This is a genomic window from Microcoleus sp. AR_TQ3_B6, from assembly GCF_036702785.1.
In the GTDB taxonomy this organism is placed as follows: domain Bacteria; phylum Cyanobacteriota; class Cyanobacteriia; order Cyanobacteriales; family Microcoleaceae; genus Microcoleus.
The window spans coordinates 89267-108420 of sequence record NZ_JAUBVJ010000006.1 but is presented as its reverse complement, the minus strand read 5'-3'; the positions used below and the strand labels follow the sequence as shown (position 1 = coordinate 108420).

Here is a 19154-nt window from a genome sequence, read left to right as displayed (position 1 = left end):
TGTTCTTGACAGGCTTTTTGGGAGAGGTCTAATGAGTCTGAAAATTCTTCTTCTGAGTCCTCTTCAGAGGACTTTAGCTATTAGCCAGGGACTTCAGTCCCTGGCGGACTGCCGGACTGACAGCTTAAGTTGACACTAATGGTCACTCGCTAGTCCAGCCTTTATGTTGATGGACGTTTTCGCGATCGATCAGCGCGACTGGAATCAGAATGTTTGGATTGGCTGGCTTTTTTCCTTTCCGAATGTCGTTTCCGACTTCAACTGCCTTGGCTGCCATGCGAAATGGATCTTGAGCTGCTGTAGCCACAAAGAGACTGTTGTTTTGCTTGAGGGCATCTAAAGCTTCCGGTGCACCATCGACTCCCACAATAAAGAACTCGCTTCTTTGTGCTTGTTTGGCCGCTAATTCTGCACCAATGGCACAGGGGTCATTAATTGCAAAAACAGCATCAATTTTTGGGAAAGAAGTAAGGACATCGCTCATCACTCTCAATCCGCCATCGCGGCTGCCTTCTGCGTTCTGATCTTTGGAAAGAACCTTGATCTCGGGATATTTGGAGAAGACACTCTGGCACCCCTGAACTCGCTCGACGACTGAAGCGACGGGAGGCCCGTTGATAATCACAACGCTGCCTTTTCCTTTCAAGCGATCGGCTATATATTGACAGCTTACTTCGCCAGCTTGCACGTTATTTGAAGTAACTGTGGCATCCACGCCTCCCTCGGCGGCGGTATCAACTGCAATTATCGGAATTCCGGCTTGCTTGGCTTTTTCGACAGCGGGGGCAATGCCTTTGGTGTCTGCCGCATTGAGTACAATCATGCCGACATTCGAGGCAATAAAGTTTTCGATTTGATTGAATTGCTGATTTAAATCGTCGCCGCTGGAAACGAGAGTTGTCCTCACGTTTGCACCGCCGAGTTTCTTGGCTTCGGCCTCAGCGCCTTTGCCAACTTGTACGAAGAATGGATTGCCGAGGTCGCGGACTGCTACAGCAACTGATGAAAGTTCGGAGTTGCTTGGTTGTGTGCTGTTTTGAGCGTTCTGGGAAGCTGCGGTGCAACTTGCCAGGGTGCTGCTGAGTAGACTAAAAAGACTGAGTGCGATCGTTACTCGTTTCACCTCAAACTCCAATGAAGGCTCGTTTGGAGAGAGTCGCTCGTAAATATGACCTTGCCAACCTAACATTAGCTTTTGTTAGGTTTAAGCTCGAATACCTATTGTTTTAGGTGAGCCGCTTTTCTTTGTACATGATTGTACTAGATCGTGTTTATTTTCTGCTCGTAAAAGTTTCTCACTCGGCTCGCCAGACTACTTTTGTAAACCGAAAAGATCTGAATATTCAAACTATCTCCTCGATGCCAAAATAATCAACGATATTTATATTTTTTTTAATGCTTTATGAGCATTATTTTCTTGGCAATGCGTGAGAAATTTTTAGGAGAATATTTTCGACAAAATCTTTCAGAAATTGCTTTTAAAACCTGGCAGAGTCATATTAAATCTAACTCTCTATGTTGCTGATGATAACAATTAAATACTGGCTCTATATCTATCTGTGGATAGACAATACTTTTACCAAAAACTAAAGAGCCGAGCTCCTCGATCGGCACCGATATGCTAATTCGCAGTCGGGTGGGACGCGCAGCGCCAACTTAATAAATCTTAAATTTTGCTTGGGGTAGAATTTTGTAAAAAATCATTAAGTTTACAGTCAATTATGGTAGATTATAGTAAACTGCAAACAAAGTTTCGCACTTACCGATGCAGCCGGTTAAAAAGCCCTAGTAAAAAAGCAGATAGTCGCTCAAAACCAACGGTGAGAGTAGGCGAGTCAAATATTTGCCTGTAAAACCTGCAATTAGAGTCATCATGACATGGTTTAAAAGCTCTGGATAATGGCGATCGCCCGGACCGGCAAAATCACTATACTGCAATAATTGTCTGCGCTGTCAATGGGTAAATCACAGATGCGATCGGCAAATCACCTATTCTGTTTCCTCGAAATATTTGCCAGCGAAGGCGGGATTCAATCCTACGTTAAAGACATTCTCAAAGCTTACCTGTCCATAACCGCAGGGACAAACTCGCCGCCCCAAGCTGAAGTTTTGCTGTTGCGAGATGCCGAAGACTGCAACAATCCTTACGAGTCAAAAAATCTGAAATTTTATTACCTCAAAACCGAGAATCCCGGGTTGGGTCGTCTTAAGTTTGCTAAAGTATTACTAACTCGGTTGCTGCAAAAACGACCGCAGCGGGTTTTTTGCGGTCACATCAAACTCGCACCGCTAATTCAAATTCTGTGCCAACCCTTGGGAATTCCCTACACAATTTTAACTTACGGCAAGGAAGTGTGGGAACCGCTTGAGCCCAAATATCAAACAGCAATGAGTAAAGCTGACAGTATTTGGACTATAAGCAGGTACACGCGCGATCGCACTTGCGAAATTAACCAATTAAATCCCGAAAAGTTCCAAATAGTGCCTTGTACGGTAGATGAAAATATATTTACGACAGAACCCGGGCCAGAGGATTTATTAGAGCAGTACAATTTGGTGGGTGCTAAAATATTGATGACTGTAGCCAGATTGCGATCGACTGATATTTACAAAGGCGTCGATGTCACAATTCAAGCTTTGGCGCAAATAGCCAAAACTTTTCCGAATGTGAAATACTTAGTTATTGGACGCGGAGACGATCGCTCGAGATTAGCCAAACTCGCTGATGATTTGGGAGTTACCGAAAGAGTAATATTTGCGGGTTTTGTACCGACAGAAAATTTAGCAGCACATTACCAGTTGGCCGATGCTTATGTAATGCCCTCCCAGGAAGGGTTCGGTATAGTTTATTTGGAAGCGCTAGCTTGCGGAGTACCCGTGCTGGCGGGGGACGCGGACGGGTCAGCCGATCCCCTGCAAGATGGTAAACTGGGATGGCGAGTTCCCCACCGAGATTCAGCAGCAGTAGCGGTTGCTTGTGTGGAAATGCTGCGAGGGGAGGATAAAAGGTGCGATCGGCGCTGGTTGAGGGAACAAACCCTGGCAAGATTTAGTTTTGAATCCCTTTGTCAATCCTTACAAGGAAATTTTCAACCCTCTGTCTCAGATAAACTTATGCCGTAGAGAGCGGTTTCTGGGTGTACAATGGGAAAATTAACTCGATCGACCGCCTGAATTTCTGAGTAGGATAGAGTTATGCCTACCTGCAAAGACACCCAAGGAGACCACCGTGAACCAAGGCACCCCCAAAATATCTTTAAAACTACCCCGTATTAGCAATTGGCTGATACTGCTGGGCATCGCCTGTTTGTTGGTGTCAATTGGTTTGGGTTGGGTAGTTAAATCATTGTTGATTGTAGTAGCTTTTTTGCTGCTGACACCTGTAGTCGCAGTTTTCGCGCTTCAGTGGTGGCTGAAACGAAATTTAATTGAGGACAAGTGTCCAGTTTGTCAATACGAATTTACAGCTTTAAATCAAACTCAGTTTCAGTGTGCCAACTGCGGCGAACCTCTGAAAATAGAGCAAGGTCATTTTAGCCGCTTGACACCGCCCGGTACGATCGATGTTACCGCAGTTGAAGTATCATCTGTTCAACAGTTAGAAGATTAACCCATTTTAGATTTTAGATTTTGGATTTTGGATTGAAGAATTGAAGAATTGAAGAATTGTTGACTGCTAACTGTTACCAATTCCGAATTTCCGATGGCCGATACTTCGACTACGCTCAGTATAAGTGCCCAATGCGCGATGCCCAAAATTACTTTTCTAGACGCACTGCATACCACTGCAAAAATTTTCCCGGCCCGACATCTAATTCACAATAAGTATCAATTAAATACTTGGCTTGAGCTTCCACGCCAGATATTTTCTGCACGTCCTGCGGCAAATCTTCGTGTTCCTGGGCTAACACAGCTTTCAGCTTTTCTAACAGTTCTGCGGCAGTCAAAAACTGCTCTGGCTGGTTTGTTTCTAAGACCACAAAGGTATCTTCGTCATACAGTGACATAGTTTCAAAGGTTGAGGTTAATTATTTCTAAAGTTTTGTGAAGTTAAGCGATCGAAAGTATAAACTCTGGATTACAACTTTTCAGCCCGGACTCGATCGTGTTACAATTAAGCACCATCAGAATTCCTAGCGGATTACCGTTATTAACTTAGTTGTTAACCGAGTTCTCAACAGATCCGACACAGCATTTCTGAGGAGATTTGTCAAGTGCAAATTTGTCAAGTGTCAAATTGTCAAGAAATATTCGATCGGCTGTATCTAATTATAACTGGCACTACACATTCCCATGATCACATCTTCCATATCAACCCCAGTTGCGCGCAAGCCCTCTAAATCAGAAGGTCTGAAAGAACGGAGCAACTACTTACGAGAACCCGTTGCGACTGAACTGTTACAAGAAACCACCCACTTCACCGAAGACGGGATTCAGATTCTCAAATTTCACGGTTCGTACCAGCAAGACAACCGCGACAATCGAGTTAAAGGACAAGAAAAAGACTATCAGTTCATGCTCCGGACCCGCAATCCCGGCGGGTTCACCCCGCCGCAATTATACTTAGCCTTAGACAAGCTATCTGAAGAATACGGCAACCACACGATCCGCGTCACAACGCGCCAAGGTTTCCAACTGCACGGGGTGTTGAAAAAAAATCTAAAAACAGTGTTTTCCTCAATTATTAAAAATATGGGGTCAACCTTGGGAGCTTGCGGCGACTTGAACCGCAACGTCATGGCACCGCCAGCCCCGTACAAAAATCGCCCAGAATACAAGTATGCGCTGCAATACGCTAACAATGTCGCCGATTTGCTGACACCGCAAACCGGTGCTTATTATGAAATTTGGTTGGACGGCGAAAAAGCTGTTTCGGCCGAAGAAGACCCCGCAGTGAAGGCTGCGAGACAGAAAAACGGCAACGGCACAATCTTTAGCGACAAAGAAGAACCGATTTACGGCAGCCATTATATGCCGCGGAAGTTCAAGTGTGCCGTTACCGTACCCGGAGACAATTCAATTGACTTGTACTCTCAGGATTTGAGCTTAGTGGTAATTACCAATAAAGCTGGCGAGTTGCAAGGTTTTGACGTGTTTGCTGGCGGCGGTTTGGGCCGTACTCACAATAAAGAAGAAACTTTTGCGCGGGTTGCTGATGAGATTTGCTATGTTGCCAAGGATGATGTTTACGATTTGGTCAAGGCAATTGTAGCAACCCAAAGAGATTTTGGCGATCGCACAGACAGACGGCACGCGAGGCTAAAGTACCTGATTAACGACAAAGGTGTACAGTGGTTCCGCGAAAAAGTAGCCGAATATTTTGGCAAGCCGCTAGAAGCCTTTAAACCGCTGCCTGAGTGGAAGTATCTGGATTTCTTGGGCTGGAACGAACAAGGAGACGGCAAGTTGTTTGTCGGCATTTCTGTGAATAATGGCCGGATCAAGGATGAAGGTTCATTTCAGCTAAAAACGGCTTTGCGGGAAATTGTGCAGAAGTACAACTTGCCGGTACTGGCGACACCACACCAAAACGTGCTGATTTACGATATTTCGCCCGATATCAAACAAGAAATTCAGGGAATACTCGATCAATGTGGCATTGAGTCAGAAACTGCCATCGACCCCTTAGTGCGCTATGGGATGGCGTGTCCGGCAATGCCGACTTGCGGGCTGGCGATTACCGAGTCCGAGCGCGTGATGCCGAGTATTTTAGAGCGGATTCGGGCACTTTTGACCAAAGTGGGCTTAGAAGACGAGCATTTGGTGGTGCGGATGACAGGTTGCCCAAATGGATGCGCCCGCCCTTATATGGCAGAATTGGGGTTTGTCGGGAGTTCGCCGGAATCCTACCAGATTTGGCTGGGCGGTTCTCCCTCGCAAACGCGGCTGGCAAAAGCAATTGAGGAAAAGCTGCACGTCAAGGATTTTGAAGCTTTTCTCGAGCCGATTTTTGTTTATTTCAAGCAAAAACGGCAACTGAGCGAGAGTTTTGGCAATTTTTGCGATCGCGTCGGGTTAGAATCTATCCGTCAATTTGTAACCAACTACCAATCTGCTGACTCGATGACAACTGAGATTAATGAATTAGAAGTTACGTCTAGTAACGATGACGGCAACGAGACTGCCACTGCTAGCGGTGGCAAAGTCCGCCGTCGAATTAGCGTCCGCGATGAAATCTACAACGAGCTCAAAGAAGAAGCAGCCCGTCAGGGCAAGCCGATCACACAGCTAGCTACAGAGGCGATTTCTACTTACTTAAAGAAGATTAAGGAGGAAGGATAAGCCGATTTTCGATTGTATTCAATAGACTTCTGTCAAAAGTAATATAAAGGCAGAGCATTTGCAGAAAAAAACTTGAATTTGTAAAATAATTCCAGTTGTAGATGCTTTGCCTTTATTAATTCATAACAGCTTTATTTTTTCGTACATAAAAGTCCGCGGTAGAAACGAAATCCTAGCAGAGGGGGACTGATATCATGTCCGATCGATTGACCATAATATCCCGGCCGGGCGGGTTTTTGAGATTGGAGATTGTTGGCAGATATTGTTTGCTCACGGGCCCCTACCTGAGGTCGGGTAATCGACAGGACATGATATGAAAGACAAATGTGGTATGAAATTACAAACCAAAAACCTATCTCCTCTCTTCCTCTCTTCCTCTGCGTTCTCTGCGTTCTCTGCGTTCTCTGCGGTTAAATAAAAAAATATATTAAGCAAAGAGCAATCCAAAATCCAATGGCTCAATTACAAAGATTAGCAGTTACCGCCACTCAAATTTGCGATCGCACAATCGACTTAACCAGGGAACAGCAGCATTATTTAAATCGAGTGCTACGTTTGCAAACAGGCGATCGATTTATTGCCATAGACGGCCGAGGACATTGGTGGTCAGCCGTCCTCGAAGAGCGGGAAACCGGGTTATTTGCCTCCATAGCAGAGGAGATAGCTGTGAACAGAGAGCTACCCGTGGAAGTAACTTTAATGGCAGCCTTGCCCAAGGGAAACGGCTTTGATGAGGTTGTGAGGCAGGCGGTGGAGTTGGGGGTGGCAAGTATAATGCCCGTGACGAGCGATCGAACTTTACTCAAACCGAGTTCTCAGAAGGTGGCAAGGTGGAAAAGAATTGCTGCGGAGGCGGTGGAACAGTCGGAACGCCAAATTGTGCCGACAATTTTAGATCCAGTTTCATTTAATATTGCTGTCAAAGATTGCGGTCAAAAATATCGATTTATGTGTGTTGCTCGCGGTGAAAATCGGCATTTGTGGGATTGTTTGATTGGTAGTTTCGAGCCCCCCTTTGTAGGGGCAGTGTCGCCGTGCCCGCCCCCGGCTGGGGGAGAATTATCGATTGTGATTGCTGTTGGACCCGAGGGTGGATGGACTGAGGGTGAAGTGGAAAGAGCGATCGAATTTGGTTTTGAAGCTGTTTCTTTGGGTAGTAGAATTTTAAGAGCAGTGACAGCACCGATTGTGGCTTTATCTTTAGTTAGCGCGGCATTTGAGAAGTGCTAACATCAACAAATAACAAAGAATTCATCAGATAGGTGGGTTGACGGGCAATGAAAATAGAGTTTAGGAAACATCGATCGCCCTTTTGGTCGATTCCCTACGGAATAGCTTCGTTTCACGCGCTTTTGTCAATTTGCGGTACAACATCAGTTTGTGCACAATCTCCGATTTTTCCCATTGCTCAACAGATTAATTGCGATCGGCCGCAAGGAGATGTAGAAGTCAGAGCTTGTATTCGGTTGAATTACGAAGCCTCGGATAAACGACTGAACGAGGTTTACAAACAACTGATTTCCCACTTGAGTGGCGAAGAGCGGGCGCTACTTTCCGAAGCACAAATAGGGTGGATTAAATTAAGAGATAAAACCTGTGAATTTGAAGTTTATAAAAGTCGTGGCGGTACGGGTTATGGAGGTTTCCTAAATCAATGTTTGGAACGCCTGACAAAACAGCGCACTGCGGAATTAGAAAAGTATTTAAAAGACAGATAAAATAGGAAGTAAACCGTACAACACCTGACAAGAATAAAGATAAACAAGTATTTATGAAAAGCCGCTCGCCCTTCACCCTCACCCTCACCATCATCTCAGCAATTGTAACCCCGACCGTACCAGAAGTTTTTGCCCAGCAACAGCCATCAGCCAACCAAATCTACATCAATAAAAATTGCCAGCGCAACCAGCAATTACCGCAACTTGAAAGATTCACCATCTTTAGCAGAAACGAAATTACAACTAACGGTCAAAACTACTGGTTTTACGCCGCCCGCTATCAAGATGGAGGCGTACTTCTTTGTATATCACAACCAAATTTCAACCAACCAAAACCTATAAATGAACCAAAAATACAAGCCAATTTCATTGACAAAATAGTCCGAGACCCCAACCACAAAACAGCCTTTATCATCGCAGTCAGAGAAGGAAATGGTCCCGAAGCACCCGTGACAAATTACGGCTTAGAATTGAGCAACGTCGATCGCCCATTCCTCACCTCCCTTTCCATCCTACAGCAGCAGGGAACCCTCAAAGAAGGCGAAACCCGCCAACACACATTTCAAGGACGGGTAGGTCAATCTATCACCATCGACCTCAAAAGCAGAGCATTCGACCACAACATAACACTGTTCGACACCAGCGGCAAAAAAATTGCCGAAAAAACAGGCAACTCCCAGAATCGCCGAGAGTCTCAACTAACCCTAAAATTGCCTAGTAACGGCACTTATAAAATACTTGTGAAAGGAAGCGATCGTACAAGCAAAGGTTCCTACAGCTTAAGCATTAATTCCAATCAACATTAACTTATATTTATTTTCACATCCACTCAACATCCCTCTCTACACATCCGCGTTCATCCGCGTTCATCCGCATACATCTGCGGTTAAAAAATCCAAATCTTAAATTTTCCCACCAGCCCAAAATCCCAAACGAAAAAAGCCAAACTTGTTAACCAGTAGCGGAACCAACCAAACATCAGCCAAGATAGAAACAACGCCATTCCCACAACCGCCATGACAGACATCAACCAAATAGCCGCCGCCCTAGAGAGTAAAGAGTACAAACAAGCTGCCCAACTCATCAAACAACTGCAAAAAGAATCCCCCCAAAATCCCTGGGTACAATACTACATGGCCCGCTACTACGAACTCACCAACAACCTCGAAAAAGCCCAAACAACCTACAAACAAATACTCCGCGACATCACCAACCCCAAAATAGTCTCCCAGACGCGCCAAGCTATTCAACGGATTGAAACCGCACAACAAAACCTGCGCCAACAAGCCATACAAACCGCCAAAAACGACCCCAGCAACCTCGAACCCGGACTCCTCATCCTCGAACCAGTTAGCCCCGAAAAGAAAGCTGCAGCCGTACAAAATATCAGCAGAATCTTCAAAATCGACGCCTACACAACCCGGATGCAAATCCAAAGCCGCGGCTGGAGACTCTACAAAACAGGTCCCATTGCCGAACTCCGAATTTACGGTCAAGAACTCCTCAACGCCAGCATTCCCGTATTTTGGGCAACCCTAAGCGATATTCAAAAAATCCAAATCTTCCGAGTGCAACACTTCCAGTCTCTGTCTTCCCCAGCCGTTGTTTGCAAAGATAAACTCGATAGACTCGGTGCGATCGAGTTTAACTGGTCAGAAGTTACCCAAAGAGTAGAAGGCTTGTTACCGATGTTCATCGAAATCATGGACTACTCGCCCCACCGGCGAAAGGATCAATTTCGCCACAAAGAGATCAGGCAAGATTACGCTCAAATCTGCGACTTGCACATTCCCAGCAGAAACTGCATTCTGCGAATTTCTGACCAAAGTTACGAATTTCAAAAAGGCGTTGACTTCACCCAAATTTCAGCAGATATCCCTGGTTTAGCCCATCCCAAAAACCAAAAATCCCGTTCTCAAAAATCCAAACAAATCCCTCAAAGTACCACCAGAATTAACTGGAATAACTTACTGGAAATACTTGACCAACAGCTTGACGTTACAGTTTGGTCAGAATTTACTTCATTTGCCGAGACAGTGATCGATTACACGCAGATGTTGAGCAAGATCGAATCTCATGTAGAGGTCGATCGCAAATCCGAAACTCCTTGGGACGCAGCTTTTCAGCTATACAGCGGATTAGCCTTCCTCAGAAACCAAGAAAATAGGGAATAGAACAAAGAGTTAAAATTAAAAATGAGTAATGCCATTTTTTTAATTTTAACGCCAGCATTTGGAATTATCCAATGCCCCATTCCCTATTACCAATTCCCAATTTTTTACTTCGTTTTCACCTGACGAGCCATTTCCCGGAAATTATTCATGCTGGGGCCGGGACTGCGACGACTTGCAGTTGGTGTCGGCATTAAATTATTAGGAGCAAAAGTCCGAATAGGTTCAGCTTGACTCGGCGCTTTCCCGTTAGTTGCAGCAGCAGGTATCTTAGCGGGTTCCGCATTATTAGCAGGAACGCTAGCGACTGGTTCCTTTTCTTTCTTAGACTTTTTCTCTACCTTAGCCTTCTTAGCCGGTTCTGACTTCTCAGACTTAACTGGCTCAACTTTTGCTGGTGCGCTCGCAACAGGCTCAGGCTTCTTGGCAACAACAGGCTCAGCCTTTGCGGGTTCAACTTTTGCTGGTTCCTTCGCTCCTGAGTCGCCCAAATCTAGGAAATATTCAGACTTTTTAAAGCCCAACAGTCTGCCGAGAAAGCCGAAAATACCGCCGAAGAAATTTTTGATAAAACCAAACATTACACTTACTCCTTTTGTTCTTTTAGAGAAATTTGTACAAGCTTGTCAACAAAGTTAGATTACGAGGTAGGGCAACCTTTGTCTATATTTCTTAATTAAAATTTACATTGTGCTGTATGTTAAGCTATCTCATCAAAGCAAATTTTAGGTATAAATACCAGTAAAGCTTTGCACTTATTTACAATAATCTCAGAATTTGTTAGCGATTGCCCCTAATTGCCGATCCGATTCCCTAGCTGTCCTAGCAGTGGTAAAACTCCCTAGGGGAGTGATTTATGCTGTAATCAGCAAGCAATTTTCCAGCAAAATGAACAGTTCTCTCGATCGAAATCCCGTCATCCTGATACACGGCATCTGGGACACAAAGATGATTTTCAGCAAAATGTCGGCCCGCCTCACCGAACTCGGATGGTCAGTCCACAGCCTCAACCTCACTCCCAACGACGGCAGCCTCGGCCTCGACTTTCTGGCCAAGCAACTCGCAGACTACATCAGTGAAACCTTCGATCCAGAACAATCTTTAGACATAGTAGGCTACAGCATGGGCGGCATCGTCAGCCGCTACTACGTCCAGCGACTCGGAGGAATGAACCGCGTACAGCGTTTCATCACCATCTCTTCCCCTCACAACGGCACCCTCACCGCCTATTCCCTACGCCTACCAGGATACCTGGATATGCGCCCCGATAGCGGCTTGCTGCGCGATTTGAATCAAGATGTGACAATGCTCAAACGCATAAACTTCACATCAATGTGGACGCCATTTGACATAATGATTGTACCGTCGAACAGCTCTCAGCTACCAGTAGGCAAAGAGGTTAAACTCAACGTTTTGCTGCACCGCCAAATGGTGACAGAGCCCCAAAGTATTAACGCATTAGTTGAAGAACTAAAAGCACCTATTAAAAATAAAATTCCCACTTAAAAATGAATAGCAATTTCAGCCGCAACCCAGTCTTGCTAATTCACGGAATCTTCAGAAAATCGGGAATTTTTTACAAAATGTCGGCCTACCTCACCCAACTGGGATGGTCAGTCTACACTCTCAATCTCTCGCCCCGTTGGGGCAACGCCAGCATAGACGAATTAGCCCAACAAATAGCAGATTATATAGACAAAACCTTTGCGTCAGAACAGCATCTGGATATAGTAGGATTGAGCATGGGCGGTTTAGTAACTCGCTACTACCTGCAAAGGTTAGGCGGCCTTAACCGAGTGCAGCGCTTTATTGCCATATCTTCTCCTCACAGCGGTACTTGGATGGCTTACACTCTCTGGGGAAAAGGCTGCATCCAAATGCGTCCGGGCAGTGCTTTTCTGGAAGATTTAAATCGAGATGCTGCCTTGTTGGAAAAGCTCAATTTTACTTCGATTTGGACAGATTGGGATTTCATCATCGTACCGGCTTCTAGTTCCCAAATATCGGCTGCCAAAGAAGTAAAATTGTCTGTATTCGCCCATGCCATGATGGCGAGGCATTCCAGCAGTTTAAAAGCTGTGGCTGAAGCACTGTCAGAACCATTGAAAATTAATAATTAATTTGTAGGGTGCGTCAATCGATTTTAGATTTTAGATTTGAGATTTTAGATTGACTTGCGCGAGATAAATGCTCTTTCTTGAGGATTTTCGAAAATCGATTTGGGATTGATTCCACGGATAAATCACGTGGCGGGTACCACCTTTGAAATTCGCTTGTCAGCAGATAGTTGTTTTTTTATATAAAATAACACTCTTCTGACGCACCAGAATGACGACTAAAAATTGGAGACCATAGTTCAAGCTACCCGATTTATCTGTGAAGCCCATTCTTCAATTCTTCAATTCTAAAATTCTAAAATTCTAAAATTCTTCAATTCTAAAATCTAAAATCTAAAATCTAAAATCTAAAATCGCCTGACCCTAGTTCAAGCTCCCCGATTTATCTGTAGAGCCAAATCTAAAATCTAAAATCGACTAAACTGTATCGCCAACTTCAGCGTATTCGCTGCGCCCAAAAATTGCTTCAGCTTCACAGTAATACTTGAATTCCAGTATATTGTGGAAAGGGTCTTCTAAGAAGAAAGTGCGGTGCTCTGTAGGCAAACCGACAAATCGCCGTCTCGGTTCTTGATAGAAATTTAAGTTGTTTTGCTGGGCTTTTTCTAGCAACCGTTCCCAGTCAGCTTCGGAAGTAAAAATTAGCCCAAAATGCCGGGGATAGATGCCTTGCTGAGGCGTCAAAGGTTCGCGGCTGACGTGGGCGACAATTTGATGGCCGCACAGACCCATAATCGCAGAATTCGGCGATTCGCGACCTAGTTCGCAGCCGAGCCCGTCTACATAGAACGCTTTTGTTTGCGCAATATCGGTCACGGGGAAGGCAAGATGAAATAAGACTTGGTTCATGGAGGTACTAAATGCAGAATTCAGAATTGTTCTTTAATTATTTATCTTGGTCTAATCCTTGGTTGGTGGCGATCGCCCTAAATACAGTTTTACTCGCGATCGCCACCATTGCTCCTAAAAAATTGCTCACGGAGGCTGGTCAATTTCACGCCTGGGTTTTGGGGGTTCTCATCTGGGGCTGTTTGGGATGGCAAGGCTATGCTGTGGTGATGTTTTACTTTCTTGTCGGCTCGGGAGTTACCCGCATCGGCCAAGCCCAAAAAGAAGCAGAAGGCATAGCCGAAAAGCGTTCAGGCGCCCGAGGCCCAGAAAATGTCTGGGGTTCGGCTTTAACCGCTGCTGTTTGCGCTTTGGGAGTTTTGGCCTTATCTATTTTAGGAGACACAGGCAAGATGTCTGTGCCACAAGATGCTATTCCCCTGTTATTGCTGGGTTACGCGGCGAGTTTTTGCACCAAACTTTCCGATACCAGCGCCAGCGAAATCGGCAAAGCATACGGTTCGCGGACTTTTTTGATTACCAGCTTGCAGCCTGTACCTAGGGGTACGGAAGGGGCTGTAAGTTTGGAAGGAACAATCGCGGGTATTGTCGGCTCGATTCTGATTGCGGTTTTGAGTTGGGCCGTCGGTTTAATTGACTTGACAGGAATTGTTTTTTGTGTTGTTGCAGCTTTTATTGCCACCAACATCGAGAGTGTGATTGGGGCGACGGTGCAATCAAAGTTTGAGTGGCTGACCAACGAGGTAGTAAATTTTTTCAATACACTCATAGGGGCGATCGCAGCGATCGTTTTAGCTGCGACCTGGAGAGCCTTTTTAGCTTAGTTAAGCCGGGAGGCATTGGCCACCCAAGGAACCGGGTATTTTACGAAAATTCAAGGCATTTACCCAGGATTTTTAGATAAAAACGCGGTTTTTTCCTCCCGGGTTATTAGTTATTAATTATTAGTCATTAAGCTGTTGTGCATCTAATTTGACAGTCAATTTTTCTTCTACAATTATTGTGGGACGGGCCCGAGAGTCCGTCTCTGTATTCAATTTAGATGCTCCGCAGCTTAGTCTCAAGGAATCAACTCATGACTAATGATTAATAACTAATCAAACTAAGCGTCGTCTTGCGGCCCAAAAACCATTTGTAGAATCATCGTCGGTTCGCCCCGCTTGTGATAGCGATCGGCCCAATTGCGAATAATCTCATCTAGTTCCTCAACGGCTTGGTCGAGGCGTTCCGGCGGAATATCCAAAGTCTCCATAATTCGCATCACCTTCGGTTGTTTTTCCGCCCAATCCTTCATCAGCCGGAAATATCTAGCCGTATCCTCCACCATAGTAAATGTCCGCTCTTCCTGCTCTGCCGGAGAGTAAGTAGCGCGGCTGAGCGCATAAAACGGCATTCCCCAAGGAGAATCAATGCGAGTCACCGTCCCAGAATAGATCAAGCGGCGCTTGATGTGTTCTGCTAGAGCTTCGCTCAAAGGCATTCGCCTTTCGGGAGACATATCTTCTTGCGATCGCCTGTGCAGAAACTCGATCAACTCCATAAACTGAAAAGAATTGATCAGTTGAGCGTCAGGGGGATTAGGAGGAATCTTGCTTTCGAGATATTTTTTTTCATCTCCAGTCAAGCTGTTTCCCGGAATGCGAGGGCGTCCCGGCACCCAAGGATACTGTTCCAGCCAGACATAAGGAAACTGAATTAAATATCTAGGTTCTTGGGAACCCAACATTTTCAGCAATTTCCCCTTAGTCAGAGCTTCCCGGACTTCTTCAACAATCACCTTCACCCGTTTAGGCTCAATGTGATGCAAGTGTCCGGTCATCCGCAGATTGTGGTCCTGCTCTATATAAGTCATATAAATGGCACACTTAGCCGCCGTTGCGGCCGCGTCTAGAAACGCCCCGTGCCTGTGCCCACTGGTTCTCATGGCGCTAAACGCCAGATATAGCATGATCTGATCCATTGCACTAGGGCTGAGGCTTTTGACCAGATCCAAAGAGTCATTTTTCATCACTATCCCCGAAATAGCCAAACTGGGAGGCATCTTGTCGTCCTCCATTAAATTATTGCGAGAGCGCCGAATCAAGCATAGCCGACTGTCGCCGGAAAGCTTGCCAGCTACCCTAATATTCAGGTTAGTTAATTTCCCTGAGGTAACAGGGGCATGGGCTTAAAGGCTATCCACACCGCATAAGTGGTTCTTATTGGTGGCTAATTTAAGTAGATTGCTGCACCCTCTGCGCTGACAGTTTACCTATATATAAGTTAGTTATCGCACGTTAATTATAGTGCAGCCGTTGAAAATTAAACCCCACCCCAGGTGGGGAGAACGTAAATAACTGTTGCGAACCCAGGAATGTGAGGCGACTCGGAGCTGATAATTTTTGAATAGTCATGGATGGCGACACCCGGTTTCATCAACTAAAATAAGGCCTGGAGGGCGAGTGATATCGGTTGAAAAACCCGGAGCATCCCAGGGCTGTGGGTAATTCCTGTTTATTTGAAGCGTTTTCAATACAAAACCGCCACCTACTAGAATGTATCTCTAGGTAGATGGCGGTTATCGGTTTATATGCTATTTTCAATTAGACAAAAACAATCTCCTAATAACTGTCAACAAAACGTACAGTTGTTGCTTAACGTGAAAAACTAGAATCCGAGAAAATCCGATCGCTCGAATGAACGACCCGAACCAAGTCAGTTGTGGAAATCGCTTGCGTCCAGTGCCATTAGAAATCTTGTAGCGGATGAGTGTAAACATTAGGCTGGGTAAAATTCCTGCGTCCGCTGCCCCTCTCAGGACCGCGCTCGCGCTTTTGCTGAGTTTGGGCTGATAACATGTATTGGGCGGTGGCAGTTTCGAGCTCTGGGAGTGGAGATTCAAAAGCTCGAGCGGCATTGGCACTCAAGGTAATGCCCAACAGGCTCAGTAAAGCAATTGCAGTGTAGATTTGCATGGGTAGTATCCGTGTCAGTGTCTATTACCTGATACGGAGTTGCCATGATCTATCAGGATAGATATTTGTAAAATTTTCGGAACTTTGCAAAAGACCTTATAAAAAACGAACGGCAAGCCAAAAGCAAGCTGGACTTTAGTCGGCTCTCACCGAAAGCGACACTCCTAGACTTCAGTCCCCGTGTCGCTTTCTACAATTCAATAGAAAGTGCGATCGAAAATTGGGGTCTAAAACCCCGTCATAAGCTTGACGGCTCGATCCTAGAAGGTAAAGAAGTCGGGAGAGGGCATTGCCACGACAAAGATTTTGGACGTGGAGGGAGAGTGCAACCTTGCAATCGAGGGTGGCCCGCACCCGCTTGAGTTTCAACTCTTCAACTCTACTGATACCGACAGCAGCCAAGCACCGGCAAAATTCAGCCTGCCCCATACTGTCAAAGGCTTTTCGGTTTCGCAACTCTGTAAAAATCTGTCGGTTTCTGAGTCCAAAGTCACGAGTTGCCAAGTTTGACCGGCCGCAGATGCGGGACTTGTCAGCGTTAGTGTCCAGTCTTGTTCGCCGAGGCGGCGGAAAATGCCGGAAAATTGGCGGTGGGTATTGGCTGTTTGACTGCTTTGTTTCTCTACTGACTCCTGGCATTCGCCGCTGGCGGGATATGCTTGGGGTCTCTCGAGATAATAGCGCTGCCAGTCGAGCCAATCCTCGCGCCCCCGTGTCAAATTAAATAAAGGAATAACCGCCGCACTCGCCTCAGAATCTTGCAGCAAAGCTTCTTGCAAAACTCTCACCGGCAACTCCCGCGGCTGACATCCAGATTCCGCGCACAAAGCCGCCGCCATCCCCGCCGCCTGTCCAATATTCATTACCGTCGGTTGCAAGCGAGTTGCACCGTTGGCGATGTGAGAGACGGAAATATTTTTTTCGCAGACTAGCAAACCGTCTGTACTCGCAGGAATTAGCGCGCTGTAAGGAATGGTAAACGGAGTTCCCGTCCAGCGGCCACCCCAGCGGATCGATTTTGGCTGCAAGGGAATGTCGCCACTGGTGTAGTGGTGGTCATTAGCGTAGTTGCCGATAGCCACCGCAGAGCAAATTCCCTCGGCATTGATGGGCAAGGCAGCTACTTTTCCACCGACAATCGGCAAAATATCTTGTTCTGTGACTGTACTTATCCCTCGCAAGCGGCGACTTTCTCGGTAGTAAGGATGTAAGGCGAAGGAAGGAAGAAGGGAAGAATTTTGTTGATTTTCGATCTTTGAAATCGGGAAAATGTTGTTTGCTAAGCCGTAGCGGGGGCCGAGTTGGGTTTGAATGTAGCGGGCGAAACTTTGGGTGTGCCACAGACTTTCTTGGAGGAATTCTTGTCGAGATGCTTCAGATTTAATGAGTCGCTCGACTCCTTCACCATAATCATTACCTCTCTTGGGCCAATTAATCATCAACAATCCACCCGGAAGCCGGCCGTAATTGAGAAATTGCTCGGGAGTGTAACCGTCCCAAGCACCCGTAAATCGATCGGGATTGTCAAGAGGCGGCGCGGGAATTTCTGGCGCCACCGCACCTAAGCCAAAATCCTGCATAATTGCCACCCAAGTCGGAGCTTGCACCGAATACCGCTCTGTCAGAGAATTAGAGGCAGCCGGCGCGCTGGGTTCTCCCCACTCGGCTTGAAATTCCCAACCCCAGCGGTGCCCAACTTCCCCTAAAGCCAGCAAATCTCCCAATTCCGTTGCATCCAAAGTGATTTTGGCCGAAACCGTAAAATCTGCAAACCGGACGCCAGAAATTCGAGTTCCTTCCTTTAGCACATCTTGAGCAGTTTGTCCAGAAATCCAGTGCAAGTTCGGCAAACATTTAACCCAATCAGCGAAAATTTCAGCACCGGTGCGGGGATCGTAAGTAAAAAAACTGACCCAGCCCCAATCCAAACCTCCCGGCTGTCGCTGCTGCAGTTCCCGGAGAAACGCGCCCCACAAACCGGTTTGAAAAGCTGCTAATTCATTACCATCGGGGGCCGAAACGCCAGCGGAAGTCAGCATTCCTCCCAGCCAGGGGAATTCGCTTACTAAAATAGTTTTGGCACCTCGGCGGGCTGCTTGCACGGCAGCAGCGGTGCCGCCGGTGCCGCCACCGACTACCAAAACATCTGCTTTCAAAACCGAAGACATAGGCAATACCATTTTAGATTTTAGATTTTAGATTTTAGATTGCGAAAGGCTCAGTAAAATGATTGGTGCGCTACGGATAGATGTTCGGCGTTTGTTATCGCCCATTGAATGTAAGGTGCACAAGTGGCGCACCCTAGGGATTTTAAAATTACCTGTTTCTCCTCTTCCCTCTGCCTCTGTGTCAAGAGCGTCAAGAGCGGTTAATAAAAAAATTAGTTATGGTGAGAGTCGGCTCGCATCTGCAATCAAAAAGAATCAGAAAATGGGGAACCGCGACACTACAGTCATACGTCGCGTAATTTCCCAACTATTCACTACTAACGAAGCAATTGAAAATGGAAAAAGGTTTTATTTTGTGGTTCACCGGGCTGAGCGGTTCCGGCAAGACAACTATCACTAAAGCTCTCGAACCCGAATTGAAGGCAAGAGGTTGCAAAGTGGAAATATTGGATGGAGATGTCGTTCGCACCAATTTGTCAAAAGGTTTGGGATTTAGCCAAGAAGACCGAAATACTAATATTCGGCGGATTGGATTTGTAGCTCACCTGCTGAGCCGCAATGGAGTAGTCGCAATGACCGCAGCTATTAGCCCCTACAGAGCAATTCGCGACGAAATTAGAGCAATGGAGCCAAATTTTGTGGAAGTATATGTCACAGCGCCGTTAGAAGTGTGCGAAGGTCGCGATGTCAAGGGGCTGTACGCTAAGGCGAGAGCAGGAGAAATTAAGGGTTTTACGGGAATTGACGATCCTTATGAAGAACCAGTCAATCCTGAGATTATTTGTTACACAGAGCGAGAAAGTGTGGAAGACAGTGTTAAAAAAGTTCTGACCAAGTTAGAGCAGTTGGGTTACATTTGATGTTGGCGGGGTTGGATGAGGATAAAGGCAAAAAG

Annotated in this window: 18 protein-coding genes; 11 read left to right on the top strand and 7 right to left on the bottom strand. The window is 46.0% G+C overall.

Going from position 1 to position 19154, the window contains the following annotated elements; translation table 11 throughout:
* Nucleotides 1-142: 142 nt before the first annotated feature.
* Entirely contained in the window at nt 143-1189 is a 1047-nt protein-coding gene (locus QUB56_RS05145) for an ABC transporter substrate-binding protein (protein ID WP_332953752.1), read from the bottom strand.
* Nucleotides 1190-1956: 767 nt separating this feature from the next.
* On the opposite strand from QUB56_RS05145, the gene QUB56_RS05140 reads away from it, so the two are divergent.
* Nucleotides 1957-3123, top strand: coding sequence for a glycosyltransferase family 4 protein (locus QUB56_RS05140; RefSeq protein ID WP_332953750.1), 1167 nt, complete (start codon nt 1957-1959; stop codon nt 3121-3123).
* Nucleotides 3124-3229: 106 nt separating this feature from the next.
* The gene (locus tag QUB56_RS05135; protein ID WP_332953748.1) at nt 3230-3610 is read left to right on the top strand and encodes a hypothetical protein; all 381 of its coding nucleotides are present in this window, start codon (nt 3230-3232) and stop codon (nt 3608-3610) included.
* 148 nt (nt 3611-3758) lie between these two features.
* Here QUB56_RS05135 and QUB56_RS05130 read toward each other — a convergent pair whose 3' ends face one another.
* Nucleotides 3759-4007 carry a chlororespiratory reduction protein 7 gene (locus QUB56_RS05130; protein WP_332953747.1) on the bottom strand — a complete coding sequence of 83 codons (249 nt, stop codon included), beginning with the start codon at nt 4005-4007 and terminating at the stop codon, nt 3759-3761.
* A 286-nt stretch (nt 4008-4293) separates the two neighbouring features.
* Between QUB56_RS05130 and sir the strand changes: the two genes are divergently transcribed.
* From sir to QUB56_RS05105, 5 genes are all read left to right on the top strand, one after another.
* Nucleotides 4294-6282, top strand: a complete 1989-nt coding sequence (sir, locus tag QUB56_RS05125) for a sulfite reductase, ferredoxin dependent (protein WP_332953745.1) — start codon at nt 4294-4296, stop codon at nt 6280-6282.
* A gap of 453 nt (nt 6283-6735) precedes the next feature.
* Complete coding sequence (locus QUB56_RS05120; protein WP_332953743.1) at nt 6736-7512, top strand: 16S rRNA (uracil(1498)-N(3))-methyltransferase; 777 nt, start codon at nt 6736-6738, stop codon at nt 7510-7512.
* A gap of 47 nt (nt 7513-7559) precedes the next feature.
* On the top strand, nt 7560-8000 hold the full coding sequence (locus tag QUB56_RS05115; protein WP_332953740.1) for a lysozyme inhibitor LprI family protein: 441 nt from the start codon (nt 7560-7562) through the stop codon (nt 7998-8000).
* A gap of 53 nt (nt 8001-8053) precedes the next feature.
* Complete coding sequence (locus tag QUB56_RS05110; protein WP_332953738.1) at nt 8054-8806, top strand: hypothetical protein; 753 nt, start codon at nt 8054-8056, stop codon at nt 8804-8806.
* Between the two features lie 210 nt (nt 8807-9016).
* Nucleotides 9017-10174, top strand: a complete 1158-nt coding sequence (locus tag QUB56_RS05105; protein ID WP_332953737.1) for a tetratricopeptide repeat protein — start codon at nt 9017-9019, stop codon at nt 10172-10174.
* A gap of 104 nt (nt 10175-10278) precedes the next feature.
* Here QUB56_RS05105 and QUB56_RS05100 read toward each other — a convergent pair whose 3' ends face one another.
* Entirely contained in the window at nt 10279-10752 is a 474-nt protein-coding gene (locus QUB56_RS05100; protein WP_332953735.1) for a hypothetical protein, read from the bottom strand.
* A gap of 307 nt (nt 10753-11059) precedes the next feature.
* On the opposite strand from QUB56_RS05100, the gene QUB56_RS05095 reads away from it, so the two are divergent.
* Nucleotides 11060-11677, top strand: coding sequence for an alpha/beta fold hydrolase (locus QUB56_RS05095; RefSeq protein WP_332953733.1), 618 nt, complete (start codon nt 11060-11062; stop codon nt 11675-11677).
* A gap of 2 nt (nt 11678-11679) precedes the next feature.
* Nucleotides 11680-12291, top strand: coding sequence for an alpha/beta fold hydrolase (locus QUB56_RS05090; protein WP_332953730.1), 612 nt, complete (start codon nt 11680-11682; stop codon nt 12289-12291).
* A 414-nt stretch (nt 12292-12705) separates the two neighbouring features.
* Here the strand turns inward: QUB56_RS05090 and QUB56_RS05085 are convergent, their stop codons facing one another.
* Nucleotides 12706-13137 (bottom strand): VOC family protein, encoded by a 432-nt coding sequence (locus QUB56_RS05085; RefSeq protein WP_332953727.1) that lies wholly within the window; start codon nt 13135-13137, stop codon nt 12706-12708.
* An 11-nt stretch (nt 13138-13148) separates the two neighbouring features.
* Between QUB56_RS05085 and QUB56_RS05080 the strand changes: the two genes are divergently transcribed.
* On the top strand, nt 13149-13961 hold the full coding sequence (locus QUB56_RS05080; protein ID WP_332953726.1) for a TIGR00297 family protein: 813 nt from the start codon (nt 13149-13151) through the stop codon (nt 13959-13961).
* Between the two features lie 278 nt (nt 13962-14239).
* On the opposite strand, the gene hetR is transcribed toward QUB56_RS05080, so the two are convergent.
* The 3 genes from hetR to QUB56_RS05065 form a co-directional block, all read right to left on the bottom strand.
* A complete protein-coding gene (gene hetR / locus QUB56_RS05075; protein ID WP_332953841.1) occupies nt 14240-15145 on the bottom strand; it encodes a heterocyst differentiation master regulator HetR in 906 nt (301 codons plus the stop codon).
* A gap of 718 nt (nt 15146-15863) precedes the next feature.
* Complete coding sequence (gene patX, locus QUB56_RS05070) at nt 15864-16091, bottom strand: heterocyst-inhibiting protein PatX (protein ID WP_332953724.1); 228 nt, start codon at nt 16089-16091, stop codon at nt 15864-15866.
* A gap of 365 nt (nt 16092-16456) precedes the next feature.
* Nucleotides 16457-18259, bottom strand: a complete 1803-nt coding sequence (locus QUB56_RS05065; protein ID WP_332953722.1) for an FAD-dependent oxidoreductase — start codon at nt 18257-18259, stop codon at nt 16457-16459.
* Nucleotides 18260-18594: 335 nt separating this feature from the next.
* Between QUB56_RS05065 and cysC the strand changes: the two genes are divergently transcribed.
* Nucleotides 18595-19119: an adenylyl-sulfate kinase gene (gene cysC, locus QUB56_RS05060; protein ID WP_332953721.1), complete on the top strand. Its 525-nt coding sequence runs from the start codon at nt 18595-18597 to the stop codon at nt 19117-19119.
* The last annotated feature ends 35 nt before the right edge of the window (nt 19120-19154 follow it).